This window comes from Bacillus cereus group sp. MYBKT14-1, from assembly GCF_051915185.1.
Classification (GTDB): domain Bacteria; phylum Bacillota; class Bacilli; order Bacillales; family Bacillaceae_G; genus Bacillus_A; species Bacillus_A cereus.
In genome coordinates, this window is sequence record NZ_JBQAEF010000026.1 from 13,933 (window position 1) to 35,142 (window position 21,210).

Genomic DNA, 21,210 nt, shown 5'->3' on the forward strand with positions numbered 1-21,210 from the left:
CTTACTGCTCCTAGGCGAGTTCAGGATGTCATTTGACTATGTCACACCAACCCATAGCTCTCTGTACAAATACATGACCTTACTACTCCTATTCAACACATTGTAATATTTAGAATATATTTTCTTTTGAAATTAATATGAAGTATATCGGTTATATTTGTAACTGTCAAGGGGTATATTATTTTTTTGTCGAAATGGTTCATATTTCAACTGACTTTTACTAAGCTTATTATAAAAAGAAAGAGTCTATATTTTCACCTTTTCAAACGAACTATAAAAAAAGAATCTTCGCGATAATCGCGAAGATTCTTTTTACGGTATAAGACGAGTACAATCTCTCGGAAAAGCACTAGCCTCTCGTACATTTGTTAATTCTAATAGTTTATATACAATCCTTTCTAACCCAATTCCGAAACCTCCATGTGGTGGACAACCATATCGGAATGTATTTAAATAAGATTGAAATTTCTCTGGATGTAATCCTTTTTCTTTAAACGAAGCGAGTAATAATTCATAATTATGAATTCGCTGTGCCCCTGACGTTATTTCTAGCCCTTTATATAATAAGTCGAATGAATCAGTAATAGCTGGATTCTCTTTATTTTGCATCGTATACATCGGTCTCGCTTCTTTCGGATAATGTGTAATGAAAACAAATTCACTATTATATGTTTCCTTTACATATTTCCCTAGTAACTTTTCACCTTCTGTATCTAAATCCCCTACAGGAGATTCTTTACGATACTTACTTTTCAAAATTTCTTGTGCTTCTAACAATGTAATTTTAGGTATTTCAGTAATAACAGGTACTTCTATTTGTAATAGTTGTAGTTCTATTTCACATTTTTTCGCTACTTGTTGAAACATATATCGTAAAACATCCGTTTCTAGTTGCATCACTTCATAAAAATCATGAATAAAACCAAGTTCTACGTCTAACGATATATATTCATTCAAATGACGGGAAGAATTATGATGTTCCGCTCTATATACAGGTGCAATTTCAAAAACTCGTTCTAACCCACCTGCCACCATCATTTGCTTATAAAACTGTGGTGATTGTGCTAAATAAGCTTCTTTTTGGAAGTATGGAAGCTTAAAAACATTTGCTCCTCCTTCTGCCCCTTGCGAAACAATTTTCGGCGTAAAGATCCGTGTGAAATCGTTCTCTATAAGAAATTCACTAAAGCTCTGAACGAGTGTAGATTTCACTTTAAAAATCGCTGCGGTTCGCTCATGCCTTAATGATATTACTCGCTCATTAAGTAGTTGATCTAAGCCAACTTGTAACTTCTTTTTATTTATTTCAAATGGAAGTGGCTCTGCACCGTTTATTACTTTCACTTCATGAGCAAGTACTTCAACACCCAATTCTGTTTTCGACGTCTCGACTGTTTCACCGATTACATGGACGACACTTTCTACATCAACTTTATATCCGGCCAATTCATTTTCTAATACACATTGAATTACTCCTGTTCTGTCCCGTAATAATAAAAAACTAACATTTCCAAGATGTCGAATCTTTTTTACCCATCCTTGAAGTAATACAACCTTTCCGCTTTTCTTTGTACATTCTTTTGTGAGTGAACGCTTCATTATTGAATCCATTATTTTTCCCTCCAGTAATTTTATATTTATTTACGTTATTGTTGTCATCGTCATCATCCACGGTCACTCACCCCCTTTCAAAGAATACAAAAATCCGCCCCTATAAATAGGGACGGATTTTTTCCGCGGTACCACCCAAATTGTCATATTGACCATCTTAGCCCTGATAACGGTAGGTACCGTTTGCTTTTACTAATAATCACGTTCAAAGCAACACTCACAGGTGTCTTTCCATCATGCGGTATCGCAACCTTCCCAGCAACCGGCTGCTCTCTGTAGACCTTTGCACCATGTACTTTTCCTGATCATCACTTTTTATATTTACAGAGTATTCTAACTCCTCACCTTATAAAACGCAAGCTTTTTTTGAAACATTCTGGTTTTATAACTCCTAACTTCTTCTAAAGTGTGAAAAGTTAATTTTGTAATACATATTCTTATGTATTAAATCCTAAATTACACCTTTAATATTTTCCAATTTTTACATAAAAACTAATTCATTTACGCATATTAATAAAAATTTTAAAGCGAGGTGTGTATATGCAAAAAGCAATTAGTTTCTTTCTCCTTTTGTTTTGCTTAATTGTAGTAAACGAAACGTATGCCTATTCACCAAAATCTTTACCAATCTCTCAAAACTCTGATCAATGGCAAGTGAATATTGATAAGCCGAAAAAAACAAACAACAATATGCTTCAAGCTAAAAAAAATGAATTTCAAACATATCATTTTTCAGTAAAGAATGTCGGGAATAGTGAAGTATATAATGTAAACGTCGAAGTATTCCGCAACGAGCCAAAAACAAAAACGAAATATGAACTCTTCTCCCTAAAGGAAAGTCGTTTGGCAAGTGGAAAAACTGGATTTGAACAGGCTAATTTACCTGTTGCTACAAAAGCAGATGAAGTTGATGTAATGATTACATGGCAAGAACACCCATTCCGATCGATGCGAAATGGGCAAAAAGTGGAGTCTAGAAAATTTAAAGAGCATTTTGTTTTTAAAGAAGCTAAAAAGTAAATGGAACACGGATATATTCACACTATCATTGATATAGTTTTATTTACTAGCACCAGTTCGTAAGCAAATTAAAAAGTCGTGGCTTATAAAATGCCACGACTTTTTATATTAATTCGTACTAATTCCTCTAGCTGCCCAAATACGATCAATTTCCGCAGCATGTTGTCCGCCATATAAAAGAGCATCCGCTTGTTTAATCGCTTTTGCTCCATCACTGAATTTAGAGTTTGGTGTTAATGACCAGTGCGATTGTAAAATAATTTTCGTTGCTACATCACGGCCAAAAGCTTGTGCCATCTCATATTGTCCTTGTGACCAAATTTCACCGTCAGCATGTACTTGATTTTTTATATCTTTCGGATACACTTTATTCGTATCTAATCGGCGTAAGCACGTTGGATCTGAACTAGAGTAAGCTGCCGCATCCCACTCTCCAACACATGCTTTTCCGTATCCTGTTGTCGATACAGCATCTTCATACGTAGCACCTAAGAAGTCACCAAATCCTTCTCCCATCGCTCCGCCTTCTGTTGAACTACCAAAGCCAGGAACTTGGTTATCTTGGATCGAATGTCCGTATTCATGTGCGATAATTCCAGCATCTTCTGCATCATCAACACCGCCAGTACCAAATGTTAAAGCTTTCGTTGTCGGTGAATAGAATGAGTTATCAGCTGTTGTTCCATTCACATTCACTTTAATCGAACGATTATTAATATTTTTAAACCCTAGACTTTGAATATAACGTTGCAATGTATCAATATGATAATATGACATTACATCTTCAAAGCTATCATTTGCACGTGTATAGTTGAATTGTAAGTTTGTAGATTTTGTTCTCGCTTTTGAAGAAATCGTTACATACTCTCCAATTAAAAAACCTGTCCCATCTAAACCTTTTAAAGTAACAGTTTTTAATTGGTTCGTTAGCGCTGTAGAATCTGCATCATTATTATCTTTTAATCCCACTAAACTCCCGCTTGATACGACAGGGTTAGGTAAAAATACTTTTCCTGTCCCTTCAGCTTTTCGGTTTATATCAACCTTTTTAATTAACTTTCCATTTTCTGCATCAATAAATGTTTCCCATGCACCAAATGGATTATTAGAATGGACTACAACTTTATATACTGGACGAGCAATTCCTTCTTCAACAATATATCCGAACTCTTTATCTGTAGGAGCCCATAAATTTTGCTCACTTGCTTCTCCAACATACGCCATTGATTTTTGTATTGCATCTTTTTCACTAATTTTTGTCGTTACTTCCTTCACACCTGTAACAGGCTGATAATCAGAAACAGCGAGTACTCCCTTTCCCTCTCCGTTAAGCGTAACTGTTATTTGTTTTGAAAATACAGGTGCACCATTAACAACTTGTTGGAACCTAACATATGAAGCTACTGACGTTTCTGTTGTAGAAATATATTGCAAGTCTGAAAGGTCTGTTTTCAATCCATACTGCGCAGCATTTTCTTTTAAATATTCAGTTGCTTTTTTCTGTGGCGAATAAGCTTCTAACTTTACTTGCTGTTGTTTTTCCAATGCCGAAACCGTAGAAATTGTCCCCATTACTAACGGCACAGTCATTGCCATTGCCACCATTTTTTTATTAAACATAGAACCACTCCCCCTAATAAAGTAGCTCAACCTTATCCCATTACCACTAGGCAATCATTCCCCGCAAAACGGATGGATAAAAATTGAATCTACGAGTAATTCTCTATGAGCACTTCTATTACCTTTCCATTTAGGGTAAGTGAAATTTTCTCAATATTTATGTATAAATTGAACACAATACTGTAGAAATATATTTCTACAGTATTGTGTTCGGCACGCTATGAAAAAAGACAATTGCTAGTGGTCCTATCGAATGTATAGTCAAATAAATTCTAATCATACAAAAAGGAAGCTGGAATCATTCCAACTTCCTTTTTTCTTTAATTAGCTGCACTTAATTTAATTCTAAGTTTTGTTTCACCTAAAGAAAGTTCATCGTCTTCGTTCATTAAGTGACCAAATGTAAATTGTTTAACGAGTAAGTTTTCTTCCAATAAATCTTTATGGTTCGTTAACGTTCGCTGTAGTTCTTCTTCTGTATCAAGAATAATATTGACTCGTAAATTAACTGGTAAATTCAACTGTTTACGATATTCTTGAACCGCACGAATGAATTCACGCGCTACTCCTTCTTGTAACAATTCTTCCGTTACATTCGTATCTAACATAACTGTATATTGTCCGTTAGTCGTATTAGAGAATCCTGATTTTGCAACTTTCTCAACTAACACATCTTCAGCAGTTACAACTACTTCTTCTCCTGGTGTTGCTTCGTAAACTGCTCTTCCTGTTGATACAAAGTTTTGTACTTCTTCTTGTGATAATTGTTTTAGCCAACCATTCACTGCATTCACATTTTTACCGAATTTTGGCCCCGCTGTTTTAAAATTAAGCTTCAATTGATATGATGTGTATTTTGTTTCATCGAGTTCAACATGGAATGCTTTTACATTTAACTCATCCATAACGATATCACGATAAGATTCCCAATCCATATCATTCTCGTTATGTTCAAGTAATACAAGTTCTGCTAGCGGCTGTTTTACTTTTAAAGAATGCTGATTACGGTTACTTCTTCCAAGTTCAACAACTTGTAAAACAGCATCCATTTCCGCTTCTAATTTCGGTTGAAGTAGTGATTCATTTACAACTGGATAATCGGCTAAATGAACGCTGCTTCCTTCTAAATTTAGATGAATGTCTTCCGCGACAAACGGTGTAAATGGTGCAATTAATTTACTAATTGTTACAAGCACTTCATGAAGTGTCTCATACGCAGCTGCTTTCTCAGCGTTCATACCAGATTCCCAGAAACGATTACGTGAGCGTCTTACATACCAGTTACTCACTTCATCTACAAGTGCTGCAATTTCACGAGCTGCATTCGTAAATTGATAATCATCAAGTGCAGTTCTCACTTTTTTCGTTGTACTATGCAATCTTGATAATACCCATTCGTCTAATTTCGTAAGCTTTACATCATACGTTTCTTTCGGATTATACTCATCTAAATTTGCATATAAAACGTAGAAGCTATACACATTGACTAATGTATCTACAAATTTAGATTTCGCTTCCAGTACTGTTCTTTCAGAAAAACGCTTCGCATTCCACGGGGCACTATCAACAAGTAAAGCCCATCTTAGCGCATCTGCACCAAATTTATCTACTAAATCAACTGGATCTAGTGCATTTCCTTTGCTTTTAGACATTTTCTGCCCTTCTTCATCTAAAACATGCCCTAGTGATAACACTCGTTTATACGGTACTTTTCCTGTATATAGTGCTGATACTGCTAATAAACTATAAAACCAGCCGCGTGTTTGATCAATTCCTTCTGCAATAACATCCGCTGGAAACTGCTCTTCAAATAACTCTTTATTTTCAAATGGGTAATGATATTGTGCAAATGGCATAGAACCACTATCAAACCAAACATCAATCACTTCTGGTGTACGATTCATTGTGCCTCCGCATTTCCCGCAGCAGACTTGCACTTCATCTACATAAGGCTTATGCAATTCCAAATCTTCTGGTGTTTCTTTCGTACTATTCTTTCTTAATTCGGCAATGCTTTTCGGTGCGAACTGATGATCACAACTTTCACATTCCCATACATTCAATGGCGTTCCCCAATATCTATTTCGGCTAATATTCCAATCTACCATATTTTCTAAAAACTTACCAAAACGTCCATGTTTCATATGATCCGGATACCAAGTAACAGAATCATTATTTTGTAAAAATGTATCTTTAATTGCAGTTGTTCGGATTAACCAACTTTCTCCTGCATAATAAAGTAGTGGTGAATCACAACGCCAGCAATGCGGATAGCTATGTTCATATTTTTCTTTATGATACAGTAAACCTTCCTTCGCTAAATAACGAACGATATCCACGTCACAATCTTTTACAAATTTCCCTTTCAAAAATGGTACTGCCTCTGTATACTCACCTTTTTCATCTACAACGTGCAAGAATGACAATCCTTCACTTTGAACAACTCTATAATCGTCCTCTCCATATGCTGGAGCAATATGAACAAGTCCTGTACCACTATCTCCCGTTACAAAATCTGCTGCAATAACGCGGTAACCATTTGTAACTTCTTTCATCGGAAATGGTGCTGTATAAGATGTGTTTAATAATTCTTCGCCTTTATGAACAGATAATACTTCATAATTCTCTTTTAATACTTCTTGTACACGTTCTTTTGCAACAATGTATACATGACTTTCTTGTTTTGCTTTAACGTATTCCATATTTGGATGGACAGCAAGCGCAACGTTTGCTGGAAGTGTCCAAGGTGTCGTTGTCCAACCTAAGAAATACTCATTTTCACTATCTTTCACTTTAAACTTCACAGTTGCACTTAAATCTTTTACTGTTTTATACCCTTGTGCAACCTCATGTGAGCTCAATGAGGTTTGGCAGCTTGGGCAGTATGGTGAAACTCTATGTCCTTTATATAACAATCCTTTTTCATGGATTGTCCCCAAAATATGCCATACACTTTCGATATATGGATTCTTTAAAGTTACATACGGATCATCCATATCTACCCAATAACCAATACTTTCAGTGAATTCGCGCCACTGCTTCTCATATGTGAAAACACTCTCTTTACACTTTTGAATAAATGGTTCAATGCCATATTCTTCGATCTCATGTTTACCAGAAATACCAAGTTGCTTCTCAACGCCTAATTCTACAGGTAAACCATGTGTATCCCATCCTGCTTTTCTTAACACTTTATAACCAGCCATCGTTTTATATCTTGCTACTAAGTCTTTAATTGTTCGTCCAAGTGCATGACCTACATGCGGTAGTCCGTTCGCCGTTGGTGGTCCTTCATAAAATACGAAAGACTGTGCGCCTTCTCGATTCTGAATTGATTGTTCGAAAATATTTTGTTCGTTCCACTGTTTGCGAATTCGCATTTCTCTTCCTACAGCTGATTCTTTTACATCTACTTTTTCCATATACAATCACTCCTTTGAATATTTTAAAGCACACAAAAAACCCGTCCCTATAAAGTAGGGACGGGTTTACCCGCGATACCACCCTAATTCTATTAGCTTTTTCACTAATAGCACTTAGCAACGTACTATCATACGTGTTCTTTGTAACGGTAGACATCCGTCCGGGCTTACTTACTTTCAGCCTCGGCTCCTCGGAGATGATTTTCAAATAACGTCTGCACACCGGCTTTCAGCAATATACCGGCTCTCTGGAGAACAGCTCACTATTTTACTCTTTCTCGTCTTCAGATTTGTATACTTTGTTAAAAGTTATTTTATGCCATTTAGCAACTAATTGTCAACTAATTCAAAATATATCCTTATCTTTTTCCCCTATTCTTATACAATTACTTTTCAAACTCTCGCAATGCTGCTAAATTTTCATCATCCTCAATAAGTTCAGCAAAGAATCCCGATTCATCCTCACGAAGGACAAATTCAAGCTCTTCCTTCGCCTCTTCATTTCTATTTAACTGTGCTAAATAACAAGCTCGATCATATCTTGCTAACAAATCACTCGCGTCAATTATTAATACTTCATTTGTTATTTTTTCTGCCTTTATCGTTTGGCCGGCACCATGATATGAAGATGCTAAAGAAAGAAGAATTGCTGTTTCATTTGGATGATGTATAGAAGCATTTTCTAATACATGAATTGCCTCTTCAAACCTTTCTTGACTTTGATATATTTCTCCTAAAGCAAGAAATGCTCTACTTACAAACGGTGTTTGCTCTGTTAATTGTAAGATAATCTTTTCTGCTTTTCTTTCTTCCCCTGCTTTAAAGAATACTTGTGCTTGCAGAAGAAGAGTATCATAATCATCTGGTAGTTCTCGAACCATTTGTTTCGTTAATTCCAAAGCATCTCTTAACATATCTTCTTCCTCGCACTCAACGAAAAGATTTACAAGTTGCTTCGCTACGTCATAATCCCATTTATTTTCTAGTGACGTGTGCAGAATCTCTATTGCTTCTTTATTCATCTCTACATTCTCATAAAATAGCGCAAATCGCTGTGCTGCCATACTATTTTTCGGATTTAACTTTAAAGAGATTTCATATAAATCAATTATCATAGTAACCATTGAAATTTCTTTCGCACGATTTTTCATACGATAAAAAGCTCTCGTAATGATAGATCGTTTTGGCTGTTCATGCAGCTGGCGTTCAATCCATATTTCCGTAACTGCAGCTGCAGCATACATGAATACTGTACTCCTTTCTGCTTTTTTCACCTTTAACGTATGAAGAAAATCTCGTATGTTAGACAATTTTTTATGTTGCTCTACTGCTTTTACATAAACATCAAATATACGTTCATTATCAAAATCTTTTTGTATTACTTTCATTGCAACTTCAATTGCTTTTACATTTCTTTTTTTCACTAATACTTTTGCATAATGATATAGAACTTCTATATGCTCACCATCTAATTGTAGTGCGTATTCAACCTGTGCTTGTTCTTTATCTATTTCATTCATCGCTCCGTACACATATGCAATCGCATCTAAACGCCATATTTCAGGTACTTCGTCCACTAATTGTTCTAGTTCAGTCAGCAATTCTTCCTGAAGATTCATATCTACTGAAAGCTGTGCTAAATATTCCATATTAATATGCAACGGCTCTTCTTTCATCGCCTGAACCATATGACTTTGTTCTTTAGAACGGTTTTCTTCTTTTTCGTATATTTCCGCAAGCTGTAAATGTACACCTACGAAATTCCCATCAAGCTCTAAACATGTTTCATACGCTTGTTTTGCTTCCGTCAATTGCCCTAATGCCCTAAGTGTTTCACCAATTCGGTAATACGGTAATGCCGTTTCCATTTGTTCTATCGCCTTATTATATCTTTTCATCGCTTGGCCGTACTGTCCAATAGATTCATATAAAATACCTGCATAACAACCGTACTCACTTACTTCATTTCTTTCTTTGTGTAACGTTCTTAAAAATGCTATACCTCGTTGTACAAATTCCGTTCCTTTAATTCGATTCACATATTCATCTAACGCACTTGCTACATTATAATCACTTTTCTTTATACCATTTTCTAACTTAGATAGTGCTACTTTAAACCCTTCTTCATTTCCACCAAGTTCAATTTCAGCATCCCATAAAACCATTCCTGCATTCATGAGGAAATCTTGGCTCTTTTCAATTTGCTTCTCAAGACCAAGTATATATTCTTTTGCTTCCTTATATTGTTCTCTTGCCATATAAACTTGTGTAAGTCCGAAGTGAGAATAAACATCCTCATCATTTTCTTCTAAAGCACGCTTATACAATACTTCTGCTTCTTCCAAGCTATCATTTTGAAAATGATAATCACCTAATTTTACGTAAAGAGGTGCTTTATCATCACAATTCTCAATACCGTTTAATAAAATTTCTTTCGCACTTTCCTCATCCTTCAAATCAGATTCGTATATTTCCGAAAGTTTCGTATAAATGTAAGGTGCATTACTATCCAAACGAATCGCTACTTTAAGCCCTTTTATTGCTAAATATAATTTCCCTAGTTGATGTGCACATCTCGCTCGTTCATACCATACATGCGCTTCATATTTATACTCTTTTAACAAGTCATTAAAGATTTCATATGCTTCTTCATATCTTTCTAAATCTATTAATATTAAACCGTGATTTGTTAAAGTGAACCTTTCAGGACTACGCTCTAACGCAACTTGAGAGTATTGCAATGCTTTTTCAGACTGATCAATATACATATAGGATAAAGCGAGAAAACTCCAAGCAATAGGCTGATCTGCGTCTAATTGTAACGATGAACGAAAGCTTGAAATCGCTTCTATATAACTTTCCTGCTCAAAAGCATATCTTCCATTTATTAAATGATATAAAGCACGATTATTTTTCTTCTCAACGCTTGTCAGCATTTGCTCCGCTTTCTCTACTTCTTGAAGACGAATAAAACACTGTGCACCATGCAATTTAACAAAGTCCGAGTTCGGAAACTTTTCCATTAACTTATCGATACAATATAAAATAAATTCTTTATCTACTTCAACATCTAAGTGCTTTATCGTATATAACCACGTATTTGGATTATCACTCGTTTCTTTTAAAAATTGTACTAAGTTACTAATCCCCTCTTTGTCATGTTCATCTAAATGATCCGTAAGAGAAAAAATAGATTTAAAGTAACGATTTTCTTCCTCACTTAGAAACGCTAGTTGCTCCTTCTTTTCTTTCGGAACAAACGTGATTGCTAAACAGCCTGTATAACGATATTTTTCTTGTAATTTACTATATTCCACAAGAACTGGTTCTATAAAGTTTGGATCTTGAACATAGAAAGCTTGCAATGTATCATCATATCCAGATAGAACTTGTACGTGTGAAGCATGCTCAATATCTATACTTAATAAAACAGGAATTCCTTCGTCAATCAGTCTCTTATAATTCTCTTCATTCCCTTTAAAATAACGATATTCATAACCTAATTCTTCTAAATAAGAAACAGTATCTGAAAACTTCGAACCTGTCATATCAAAAATAAACTCTGCTATTTCATCTTGTGTACGTTTCTCTCCCCATATACGCAACATCATCTCTAAACTTGTCGGAACACAATAATTATCCTTTTGTACAATAGGAACTATCGGCAAGTGAACCTTTTTTCCATCCGGATTTTTTTCTAAATTATGATATAAAGATTCTTTTAAACTCTTTTCTTCTTTTAATAGTTTTTGTAAATCTGCAAATTTATTCATTTTGTACAGTGCTTCTGCACGTAAATGTACAAAGTAAGTATTATAGGCATGATACGGCAGCTGAGTATTTATGTTATCTATTACCGCTAACATCTCTTCATATCGCTCTAAATCTAATAAATACTTTATCTTCTCAAAATGAAAATATGGTACTTGTGGGAATTTTACAATTGCATCATCGATTAACTGTATCGCGCGTTTTTGTTCTCCTTTATTCGCATACAATTGTGATAATAAATAGGTAGATAACTCTTCACAATCTTCATGCTGCATGCCAGCAATAAATTGTTCTTCCGCTTTCTCCCATTCACCTGTATGCATATAAACGTAGCCCCATTTATCAAACACTGCGCGTGCACTGTACTCCTCTGCTTTTTGCATATACATTAACGCTTCTTCGTTTCGTTTCATTTCTAAAAGACATCGTACTAACGTAAAATATGTTTTCGCTAAAAAATCTGCATCTATTTCTTCTTTATTACTCTCTTCTAAAGTTTCTTTTAACAGCTGCTCTGCTTCAAGAATTTTCCGCTCATCAATTAACTCATCACAATATAAAGAGAGCGTTCTCATATTTGGGAATTTTTTATAAGCGTAACGAATGAGGAATGAACTGTATTGGTGCATAAGCCCTTCATCAGTAAGACGAATTAATATATCGAACTCCTTATGCGAAGGAATATTGGCAAGCCAATTCTTCACATAGGATAAAGTATTCGTTTCTTTTATATATGCAATTTCATTATTTATTTCCTGTAATCCATCTACAAATCTCTTGTCTTTTAAACAAGTTTCTAACTGCTTAAAATCTAGCATGCATTCACCTCGAATTTATATTTATACTGCTACTTGCTTAGATTTTACACACCATATAGTATGTATTCAACTAAAATCTCTTATAATGGATGGTATTAATTAATATTATTCAAATTTATAACAAAATATAGTAAAAATGATTGTCTTTCTTTGTATTTTGTTTGATTATATAGAATAACGTAACATGTGTATCCTATCTTTTGTTAGTTAAAAACAGTACATGAAATTATATCGGCGATTATACGGTGAATATCGACTTACCAACAAAAAATGACATTTTTCTCATTCATTAAATCAGGGTACTCCTTAAATATACAAAACGGATACTCTATTTGACCCGCTATATACTGTGCAACTTTTTTCTTTGAATTCAAATTAACACAACTTCTAACCTCCTGTAGAGCAAGAATATGTGGAGAAATAATTCAAATTTCCTCACAAATAGCTTCTAATCTCTCCAACCAAAAACTATTATGGTTCCATATATTGAAGGTAGCAATCCTTAATAAATCACTATCTTTCAACATTCTATTTCACCAAATGTAATTTTCATATTCGGAGCATATACTAAAGAAGAATGAAGATGAAATGCCTTGAAAAATCGTAGTTCAGCTTCATATTGAGCTAGCGCATTATCATATGTTAATCCTCTGGCTATTAAACGTTCTACAAATTGTTGCTTATCACCCGGATCACCTGCAATCCCCTCTTCTTTTAATGATTGATACAAATCGTTTTTATCATTGTGATGCATATTTGAATCTAAAAAGTTCACTTTATCGCTTACTCTACATTCAATATTTTTCACACCTAATTCACTTAAATATATCGGTATTTTCATGCCTATATTGCCATCTTTACCATTTCTTTGCGTATCACTTTCAAATAATTTCTGCAAAACACCTAGCTGAATAAATTCCGATTGTTTCTCCCCATCTAGTAAATAAGAAGCCATATTAGAAATCCAATGTGGTTCAAAACAGATTATTTTTCCACCCTTTTTAACTGAATGTATCATTTTTTGTAGCATTGTTTCTGGAGTAGTCATATGTAATAAGAAAGCATGACAGATTGCTATATCGTATTTATCGTTCAGTTCAATTTCTGTAGCATCTCCTTCAAGAAATTCTGAATCATACGGAAGTAAACGAAACAACTCTCTGGCTTCAGCTAATAATGCTTCTCCACTATCAATACCTGTATACTTTGATCCTTCTGGAAGTAAAGGCATTAATAATAAGCCTAAATAACCATATCCACAACCATAATCAACAACATGGACTGGCTCAGAAATCTTCCAAACTGAATTCACTAGAAAACTTACATAATCGCTATTGTAATATAAATCTCTCGTATTTTTTAAATACGCTAGTTTACTGTTCCAATCGTATGTTTCCAACCTCTAACGCCTCCTTTTATATACAAAACTAAAGTTCTCTATATAATAGCCGTATTCCTACACTTTTCTTAAAATTTCAAAGCAAAAAAGCTAGTGTATTTTTAATAATACACTAGCTTTTTATTTGGAAGAAAAATTTAACAAGTACAATCACAATCAAAACAATCCGTACAGTCTAAATCGTCACAATCTGCTTTTCTCTTTCTTTTGTTTCTTTTAAGATAATAATACAGTAGCCCAAACAATAGTATACAAATAACAAAAGCTATTATTGCTTCTGTATAGTTATTTTGAGTCATAAAACCAATTCCACTTCCGCCTGAAATAAAAATTAGAATTAAGTAAATCCAGAACATCTATGTAAATACCTCCATTACTATATATCTTAAGATAATATCCATATAACACTAGAGGAAATGAATAATCCCATACCATTACCGCTTAATACACCAGTAGTTATTCTTAGCAAATTTGAGCTATTTCTCCATTTCCACTTTTGGGTGAACCCATCGATAAGTAACGGAATTTGAGCGAAAAATGATAGTATGATTGCCAAAAGAAATGAAGGTGTCATATAAAAATAAATTGGAAACATTAAAATACCAATAAGCATGCCTGTACAACGTGCACATAAAGGTATGTACTTTTGTAGTTTAAAAAAACTCCTATCTAATCTTCTATGACAAGGAATTTGTAAAATAAAAGTTCGAATCAATATGAATCACCCTCTCTAAAAAGATTTTAATTGATTTTGCAAAAAAAATATATATCCAATAAAAAAACAAACCAGGTTTATACTAGACCCAGTTTGTCAGTTTACTACTATGTTACATCTCCTCAGGTGCCTCCACCCCAAGTAAACGTAATCCTTCTTTTAATACAACCGTCACAGCATAAACCAATGCGAGTCTGCTGTCTTTTTCTTTGCTCTCTTCTAATATACGAACATTACCGTAATATTTATTGAATGATTGTGCTACATCTAATATATATTTCGAAATAATCGATGGCTCATTTTTATTGAAAGCTGCTCCAATTATTTGCGGGAATTTATTTAGTAATTTTACGACACTCCAGCTATGATCGTCTTTTAAAGCAAATGTACATGTTTCAAATTCTACACTTTCTTTTCTTAAAATAGAACAAGCACGTGCATGTGTGTACTGTACGTACGGGCCTGTTTCTCCTTCAAATTTCAGCATGTTTTCTAATGAGAATTCAATATTGTGCATACGCTCATTTTTTAAATCGTGGAAGATGACTGCACCAACACCGACTTGCTTTGCTACTTCTTCTTTCTGTTTTAAGTTTGGATTTTTCTCTTCAATATTTTGTTTTGCAAGTTCGATTGCTTCTTCCAGTACTTCTTCAAGTAAAATAACTCTTCCTTTACGTGTCGACATTTTCTTACCATCTTTTAAAATGAAGCCAAACGGTACGTGTTCCATACCATCAACCCAAGTATAGCCAAGTTTTTTTAATACGGTGAAAAATTGATTGAAATGTAAGCTTTGTTCTGGACCAACAACATATAGCGCTTTATCAAACCCATAAGTGTTTTGACGATATAAAGCTGCCGTTAAGTCACGCGTTGCATAAATCGTCGCACCATCTGATTTTCTAATTAAGCAAGGCGGCATTCCTTCTTCTTCTAAATTAACGACTAATGCACCTTCTGATTCTTCAAGCAACTCATGTTCTTCTAAAATCCCAATAAAATCTTCCATTAAATTATTATAAAATGCTTCTCCCTGAAAATTAGTAAATTCTACGCCGAGAAGTTCATAAATGCGAGAAAATTCTTTAAGGGACTCATGACGGAACCAATTCCAAAGTTCTACCGCTTCTTCATCACCTTCTTCTAGTTCCTTAAACCAAGCACGTCCTTCTTCTTCTAGTTCTTCGTCGTCTTTTACCTCTTCATGGAATTGGACATATAACTTAAATAGCTCACGTATTGGATCTTCTTTAACAACTGCTTCATTTCCCCATTTTTTATAAGCCGTAATTAACTTTCCAAACTGTGTTCCCCAATCTCCTATATAATTAATCCCTACAACTTCATAGCCACATTTTTCAGCGATATGTTTCAGCGAATTTCCTATCATTGTAGAACGTAAATGCCCCATCGAAAAAGATTTCGCGATATTAGGAGAGGAATAATCAATTACTACTGTTTTTTCACAGCCAAAGTGGTTTTGACCGAACTCTTCTTTCTCCGCTAAAACTGTTTTTAATACTGCATCACTTACAGTTTCACGATTGAAAAATACATTTACATAAGGACCAACGGCTTCTACTTTCGTAAAAAACGGATCATTGAATTTCTCAGCAACTTCCTTTGCGATAAGAGCTGGTGCTTTTTTATATTGCTTCGCTAATGAAAAGCATGGGAACGCTGCATCTCCAAATTCATCTTGTTTCGGTGTTTCAATTAAATCTAAAATTTGTTTTTGCGTTAATTCATTCGTGAAAATATTAGATAAACTTTCCGCAAACTGCATTTTATAATCCATGATACAACCTCCTTATTTTTTAAAACACAAAAAACTCGTCTCTAAAAAAGAGACGAGTTTTAACCCGTGGTACCACCCTTGTTGTTCTTTACGAACCACTTTCCCGTTTATAACGAGGACAGGGGGCCTCGGCTTTCTCTACTATTCGTTCAAGAAGCATCTCCGAAGTGCGCTTCATCTTTTTCTTCCGTACTAGGCTCACACCATCCCTAGCTCGCTTTCCTTCTAAAAAAGACTACTCTCTTCATCACAGACAGTATATTTAATTAATTATTGCTTATTATACATCTTTTCAAACAATTAGCAAGGGTCAATTACACCAAAGTGAAACTTAGCACTTTTTCTTTTGTATACATAAAAATTGTGTTTTTCAAATCTAGAACTACGAAAATGATCTTTTAAAACGACACGTTTTCTCGCCACTCGTTTTGCCTCCGCAATTGTTTCGTCAGTAATATCATGATACAAAGCGAAGTGTTTTAATCCTTTAATTCCATCGGATTCTATGACAGTTTCTTCAAACATCGGATCAAGGTAAACGACATCGTAACTATTGTCTTCACATTGCGCTAAAAATGAAAAATGCTCCGTTTGCTTTACTTGGATTCTTTGCATTGCTTCATCAATTTCAGAAACAGATGAAGACCATGTTTTCAAACCATTTTCCATAATATAAGCCATATACTCATTGCCTTCAAGTCCTGTTACTTTTCCGCTTTCCCCAACAACATAACTAGCTACAATACTATCTGATGCCATCCCGAGCGTACAATCTAACACTGTCATTCCGCTCTCTAATTTAGCAGCTTGTACAAACGGATCGTGTTCTCCACGCATTAACCTTTTCACACGAAACATCGCTGAGTTCGGATGAAAGAAAAACGATTCTTCCGTACCTTTTGGATAAATAGCTAATCGGTTCTTCCCTACGACAAGCACATCTTGTTCATACTGCTCATGTAGCTTATGTACCGGTATGTCATTACGTTTAACGAAAGAAGCATTTAATTCTGCTGCTACCTCGTTTGCATAATCTGTCATTTCTTTGTTCGTTCTTCCTGCTGTTGTTACGATCATTGTTTCACCTCTATATAAAGAAAAGAGGGAGATTTACTCTCCCCCTTCTTTAGCAATTCTTTTCGAAAGCTTGTTCTAAGTTCGTAATAATTTCGTCCATAGTTGCACCTTCAATTTCATGACGGTGAATGAAGTGAACAACTTCTTTTCCTTTTAATAATGCCATAGATGGTGAAGATGGAGGAATTTCTCCGAAGTATTCACGCATTTTTGCAGTAGCATCTTTATCTTGACCTGCGAATACAGTTACAAGATGATCAGGTTGTTTTTCAGCACGAACAACCGCTTGCCCTGCTGATGGACGTGCTAAACCAGCTGCACAACCACAAACAGAGTTTACAACTACTAAAGTTGTACCTGATGTATTTTCCATAAATTCTGTTACAGCTTCTTCTGTAGTTAACTCTTCAAACCCAGAACGCACTAACTCTTGGCGCATTGGGATTACCATTTGGCGCATGTATTCTTCATAAGCATTTGACATCTTGTAATCTCTCCTTCAACTTTCATTCCAAATTCATCATATCACGCTCTATTAATAGGTGCAAAAGAAAGATAACGATGATTTCATTTTTTTGTAGGGATTTCACAAACCCCACCGCGGCAATGTCCCACTGGAACAAGTTTTCTATTATTAGCGATATAATCGTATACTTTATTTCCAAAACCAAGTACGATAGATAGCTTTATAAAAGGAACTGCAAACCAATAAGATGGAACGGCCTTTGCTAATACATCTATGCTCTGAATACCGTCATACCACTTATTATTTTTTAAAATATACAGTCTTTGTTCCATCTTACTTTGTAGTTCTTGAGAAAGCTCATACTTCTCAACTACATCTTCATTTCGAAATGAAACAAATTTCATCTTACCCTTTTTATCTAATTTTTTCGTACGTTCTGCAACGGCCGTACACATCGGACACCAACTATCATAGAAAACAATCATGCATTATTCCCCTTTACGTGACTCCGTCATTTGTTTCCATACAGAACCTTTTGCTTCTTCTCCGCCTTCAATACGCTCTAATGCTAGACGTGCTTGCATCGCTACTTCAAACTCTGGATCATCTTGCGCTGCTTTTAATGCTGGAATCGCACTTTCATCTCCAAGTTCAAATAAGAACATCGCTGCACGCCAGCGTACTAATTTACTTGGATCTTTCAGAGATTTAATCATAACGAACATCGCTGCCGGATCACCTACATCTGATAAACAATCTCCTGCAGTACGGCGAACACTTACAGAGCGATCTAACAACGCTTTATATAATAACGGTAATACTTCATCACCTTTTACCATACCTAAATACGCTGTTGCTAAGCGGCGTATTGAAACTTTTTCATCATCTAACGCCATCTTCAACACTGGAATATCTTCTTCAGTAGGATCCATTTGTTCTAATGCTGCAAAACGGTTTTTCCAGTCAGAATCTTTCATCATCTCTTCTGTTACTTTATATGGCTCACGCTTTTGAATCGTTACTTCAACAGCACCTGCTTGATTTAATAATTCTTTAACCGTTTCATTTACACGTTCTTCTGAATAAGCAGCAACAATCTCTTCCACTACTTCTTTCCCAATTTCTTCAAAATTACCGTAACGTGTACTTTGTTCTACCCATTTACGCTCTTTTACAACGTTTGGTGCAGACATTTGCACTTTCATAATTGATTCTTTAAAACGATCTGGTAAACCAACACGTTCTTCCGTCGTTCCATCTGTTAACTTTACTTGCATTGGAATTGTAAAGAACATTTGAACAAACACTTTCACTTCTCCAAAATGAGCAAGTTGTTGTTCTTCACTTTCTTCCAATACTTCTTCGCCGAAAACAGCACGAACTTGTTGTAATAAAACTTTCCAGTCATACTTCGCATTTCGCTCCACTGCTAAAAAGTCGGCTACATGATACACACCTTTAATGCCTTCAATTTTCAAAATTTCTTGCACTTGCATTGGTGCTTGTTCTTTATTTTCATTTGTATAATTATTACGTGCTCCTGATGGTAATACTTCATTCAAAATAACTTTCATTGTATTTGGACTTGGCGTCGGTTCAATTGCTTTAATCTTCACGTAAAAAACTCTCCTTTATTGCATGTTCTTAGCTGTATTGTAACATGTTATCACTCTATACTCCTACTCGGATGCTTAATTTTACTACTTTCTTCCCGCTACCATACTATTTCATTCTTTTTATATTTTAAATTAGGAACGGGATTTTAAAAGCTTTCGTTTCCGATGATTTTTATTTTTTATCCATTAAGTTTATTAAAATACTTTCCACAATTTTTTCCGAAGCTATTACTTAAAATCACCTTTTATTACAATGCCCCCTCCCGCCTTCTCTCCAAAAAGGTAATACTCTCAATCACAACTTCAGTTCTATATATTCTCTTGCCTTGTTCATCATCGTAATTACTAGTCTGAATACGCCCTGTAATCCCAACGAGTGATCCCTTTTTACAATATTCAGTTACATTCTCAGCCGATTTGCGCCAAACGACACAATTAATAAAATCGACTTGTTGTTCACCTAAACTATTTCGAAATCCTCTATTCACCGCAACACATATTCGTGCATAAGCGACGCCTTGTTTTGTGTAGTATAATTCTGGCTCCTTTGTCAATCTACCGATTAATACAACTCGATTCATCATAAGTTATACCACCTCACATGTTTTTCTTCATTGTAAGGAGAAATGTTTGAATGGTAAAAAGCACAAAATGATATATCCGTAAGTAAAAAGTATTATTTTAGACCTTACAAAACAAAAAAAGAAACCATACATAGTTCAAACATGTATGGTTTCAAAATTTATTACACTTCAGTACAAGATATGTAATATCCTCCGCGAGCCATCTTTATTTCAGCACGGTACATTGCATTTTCTAAGTAGAAAGTAATCGGTTTAACTTTACTCTCAAATTTTAGTCTTTCATTGCATTCAGCTGCATATCCTTCAATCGCTGAAGTAATAACTTTTGATGATGGATACGTTAAAGCTTCATCTAGTTCTATGAAAAAACTTTTAGAAAATAGTTTTTTCATAATCCCCTTCTTCTCTTTCATCATATTCCATCTCCTTCACTTCAAGTTGCTATCATCCATATTATACCATACATTCAATATATCTTTGAAAATAAAAAAATCCTGCATTTTTCATGCAGGATTTTTTTATTAGTCATTTTTCGTAAAGTAAGAAACGAAACGAAGAATTTCTAAGTATAACCATACTAATGTAAGCATTAGTCCCATCGCAGTATACCACTCCATATATTTCGGAGCTTGACTACGTACACCATTTTCGATTAAATCGAAATCTAGTAATAAGTTTAATGCAGCAACTACAATAACAACTGCACTAATAATAATACCGATTGTACCACCTTGGTGAATGTATGGAACAGTTACACCAAACATATTTAGTAGGAATACGACTAAATACATAACCATAATTCCAAGTGTTGCTGCCATAACGCCTGTACGGAATTTATCCGTTACTTTTACTACACGTGTTGCATATAACACTAACATTGCAAATAGAATTGAGATTGTTAGTAATACAGCATTTAAAACGATAGAATCGCCAAATTTCATTGTATAAACTGCTGAAATACTTCCTAACACAACCCCTTCTACCGCCGCATAGATTGGTGCACCAAAAGGTGAAATACGCGGGAAGAACATAGACGCAAATGCGATGATTGCCGCAACGATTAAAGCACCAATTAATACTGGCATCTTCATCGTCCCCTGCATCATCTGTATGTATGAATAGACAGACGTTGCAAGTAGCAAGATAAGCATAATGAACGTTTTGCCTACTGTTCCGCCAATCGTCATCGCAGAAGCACTTGCTCCCTCTTTACGGAATGCCTCTTTTTTCAACATTGGATTAGATGTTCTCATTTTTTCCCTCCTAAAATAAGTTCTACCAATAGTGTAA

General features: G+C 34.9%; 16 protein-coding genes and 4 other annotated features (1 of these 20 only partly in view). Of the genes, 1 reads left to right on the plus strand and 15 read right to left on the minus strand.

Annotated features, from left to right (window positions below):
- Positions 1–105: a binding site (T-box leader), on the minus strand; it reaches 144 nt to the left of the window's first position.
- Positions 106–312: 207 nt separating this feature from the next.
- Positions 313–1,611 carry an aspartate--tRNA(Asn) ligase gene (aspS, locus tag ACTFO4_RS28830; RefSeq protein ID WP_000377334.1) on the minus strand — a complete coding sequence of 433 codons (1,299 nt, stop codon included), beginning with the start codon at positions 1,609–1,611 and terminating at the stop codon, positions 313–315.
- Between the two features lie 105 nt (positions 1,612–1,716).
- Positions 1,717–1,929, minus strand: a binding site (T-box leader).
- Positions 1,930–2,151: 222 nt separating this feature from the next.
- Here aspS and ACTFO4_RS28835 point away from each other — a divergent pair.
- Positions 2,152–2,631, plus strand: a complete 480-nt coding sequence (locus tag ACTFO4_RS28835) for a hypothetical protein (protein ID WP_440014560.1) — start codon at positions 2,152–2,154, stop codon at positions 2,629–2,631.
- A gap of 108 nt (positions 2,632–2,739) precedes the next feature.
- On the opposite strand, the gene ACTFO4_RS28840 is transcribed toward ACTFO4_RS28835, so the two are convergent.
- The 14 genes from ACTFO4_RS28840 to ACTFO4_RS28905 all read right to left on the minus strand — a co-directional run bounded on the left by ACTFO4_RS28840 (position 2,740) and on the right by ACTFO4_RS28905 (position 21,173).
- Positions 2,740–4,251: a M36 family metallopeptidase gene (locus tag ACTFO4_RS28840; RefSeq protein ID WP_153581224.1), complete on the minus strand. Its 1,512-nt coding sequence runs from the start codon at positions 4,249–4,251 to the stop codon at positions 2,740–2,742.
- A gap of 320 nt (positions 4,252–4,571) precedes the next feature.
- Positions 4,572–7,673 carry an isoleucine--tRNA ligase gene (gene ileS, locus ACTFO4_RS28845; protein WP_440014561.1) on the minus strand — a complete coding sequence of 1,034 codons (3,102 nt, stop codon included), beginning with the start codon at positions 7,671–7,673 and terminating at the stop codon, positions 4,572–4,574.
- 53 nt (positions 7,674–7,726) lie between these two features.
- Positions 7,727–7,967 (minus strand) — a binding site (T-box leader).
- 92 nt (positions 7,968–8,059) lie between these two features.
- The gene (locus ACTFO4_RS28850; protein ID WP_119683290.1) at positions 8,060–12,262 is read right to left on the minus strand and encodes a bacteriocin-processing peptidase family protein; all 4,203 of its coding nucleotides are present in this window, start codon (positions 12,260–12,262) and stop codon (positions 8,060–8,062) included.
- Between the two features lie 520 nt (positions 12,263–12,782).
- On the minus strand, positions 12,783–13,661 hold the full coding sequence (locus ACTFO4_RS28855; protein WP_440014562.1) for a class I SAM-dependent methyltransferase: 879 nt from the start codon (positions 13,659–13,661) through the stop codon (positions 12,783–12,785).
- A gap of 137 nt (positions 13,662–13,798) precedes the next feature.
- Complete coding sequence (locus ACTFO4_RS28860) at positions 13,799–14,017, minus strand: hypothetical protein (RefSeq protein WP_000498606.1); 219 nt, start codon at positions 14,015–14,017, stop codon at positions 13,799–13,801.
- 29 nt (positions 14,018–14,046) lie between these two features.
- Positions 14,047–14,376: a DUF2085 domain-containing protein gene (locus ACTFO4_RS28865; RefSeq protein WP_000621474.1), complete on the minus strand. Its 330-nt coding sequence runs from the start codon at positions 14,374–14,376 to the stop codon at positions 14,047–14,049.
- A gap of 112 nt (positions 14,377–14,488) precedes the next feature.
- Positions 14,489–16,177 carry an arginine--tRNA ligase gene (argS, locus tag ACTFO4_RS28870; protein ID WP_440014563.1) on the minus strand — a complete coding sequence of 563 codons (1,689 nt, stop codon included), beginning with the start codon at positions 16,175–16,177 and terminating at the stop codon, positions 14,489–14,491.
- Positions 16,178–16,222: 45 nt separating this feature from the next.
- Positions 16,223–16,437: a binding site (T-box leader), on the minus strand.
- A 40-nt stretch (positions 16,438–16,477) separates the two neighbouring features.
- The gene (locus ACTFO4_RS28875; RefSeq protein ID WP_000637455.1) at positions 16,478–17,254 is read right to left on the minus strand and encodes a class I SAM-dependent methyltransferase; all 777 of its coding nucleotides are present in this window, start codon (positions 17,252–17,254) and stop codon (positions 16,478–16,480) included.
- Positions 17,255–17,303: 49 nt separating this feature from the next.
- Positions 17,304–17,738 carry a BrxA/BrxB family bacilliredoxin gene (locus ACTFO4_RS28880; protein ID WP_000063706.1) on the minus strand — a complete coding sequence of 145 codons (435 nt, stop codon included), beginning with the start codon at positions 17,736–17,738 and terminating at the stop codon, positions 17,304–17,306.
- 83 nt (positions 17,739–17,821) lie between these two features.
- Positions 17,822–18,205 carry a thiol-disulfide oxidoreductase DCC family protein gene (locus ACTFO4_RS28885; RefSeq protein WP_000634886.1) on the minus strand — a complete coding sequence of 128 codons (384 nt, stop codon included), beginning with the start codon at positions 18,203–18,205 and terminating at the stop codon, positions 17,822–17,824.
- Positions 18,206–18,208: 3 nt separating this feature from the next.
- On the minus strand, positions 18,209–19,336 hold the full coding sequence (locus ACTFO4_RS28890) for a conserved virulence factor C family protein (protein ID WP_000692564.1): 1,128 nt from the start codon (positions 19,334–19,336) through the stop codon (positions 18,209–18,211).
- A 248-nt stretch (positions 19,337–19,584) separates the two neighbouring features.
- Positions 19,585–19,920: a single-stranded DNA-binding protein gene (locus tag ACTFO4_RS28895; RefSeq protein WP_000982017.1), complete on the minus strand. Its 336-nt coding sequence runs from the start codon at positions 19,918–19,920 to the stop codon at positions 19,585–19,587.
- 161 nt (positions 19,921–20,081) lie between these two features.
- A complete protein-coding gene (locus tag ACTFO4_RS28900; RefSeq protein ID WP_000975137.1) occupies positions 20,082–20,336 on the minus strand; it encodes a DUF4318 domain-containing protein in 255 nt (84 codons plus the stop codon).
- A 105-nt stretch (positions 20,337–20,441) separates the two neighbouring features.
- Entirely contained in the window at positions 20,442–21,173 is a 732-nt protein-coding gene (locus tag ACTFO4_RS28905) for a Bax inhibitor-1/YccA family protein (RefSeq protein WP_001260655.1), read from the minus strand.
- Positions 21,174–21,210: the final 37 nt, after the last annotated feature.

Coding starts and splice junctions, on each gene's coding strand:
- aspS (WP_000377334.1), bottom strand. CDS start 1,611: ATGGATTCAATAATGAAGCGTTCACTCACAAAAGAATGTACAAAGAAA.
- ACTFO4_RS28835 (WP_440014560.1), top strand. CDS start 2,152: ATGCAAAAAGCAATTAGTTTCTTTCTCCTTTTGTTTTGCTTAATTGTA.
- ACTFO4_RS28840 (WP_153581224.1), bottom strand. CDS start 4,251: ATGTTTAATAAAAAAATGGTGGCAATGGCAATGACTGTGCCGTTAGTA.
- ileS (WP_440014561.1), bottom strand. CDS start 7,673: ATGGAAAAAGTAGATGTAAAAGAATCAGCTGTAGGAAGAGAAATGCGA.
- ACTFO4_RS28850 (WP_119683290.1), bottom strand. CDS start 12,262: ATGCTAGATTTTAAGCAGTTAGAAACTTGTTTAAAAGACAAGAGATTT.
- ACTFO4_RS28860 (WP_000498606.1), bottom strand. CDS start 14,017: ATGTTCTGGATTTACTTAATTCTAATTTTTATTTCAGGCGGAAGTGGA.
- argS (WP_440014563.1), bottom strand. CDS start 16,177: ATGGATTATAAAATGCAGTTTGCGGAAAGTTTATCTAATATTTTCACG.
- ACTFO4_RS28875 (WP_000637455.1), bottom strand. CDS start 17,254: ATGATCGTAACAACAGCAGGAAGAACGAACAAAGAAATGACAGATTAT.
- ACTFO4_RS28880 (WP_000063706.1), bottom strand. CDS start 17,738: ATGTCAAATGCTTATGAAGAATACATGCGCCAAATGGTAATCCCAATG.
- ACTFO4_RS28885 (WP_000634886.1), bottom strand. CDS start 18,205: ATGATTGTTTTCTATGATAGTTGGTGTCCGATGTGTACGGCCGTTGCA.
- ACTFO4_RS28895 (WP_000982017.1), bottom strand. CDS start 19,920: ATGATGAATCGAGTTGTATTAATCGGTAGATTGACAAAGGAGCCAGAA.
- ACTFO4_RS28900 (WP_000975137.1), bottom strand. CDS start 20,336: ATGATGAAAGAGAAGAAGGGGATTATGAAAAAACTATTTTCTAAAAGT.
- ACTFO4_RS28905 (WP_001260655.1), bottom strand. CDS start 21,173: ATGAGAACATCTAATCCAATGTTGAAAAAAGAGGCATTCCGTAAAGAG.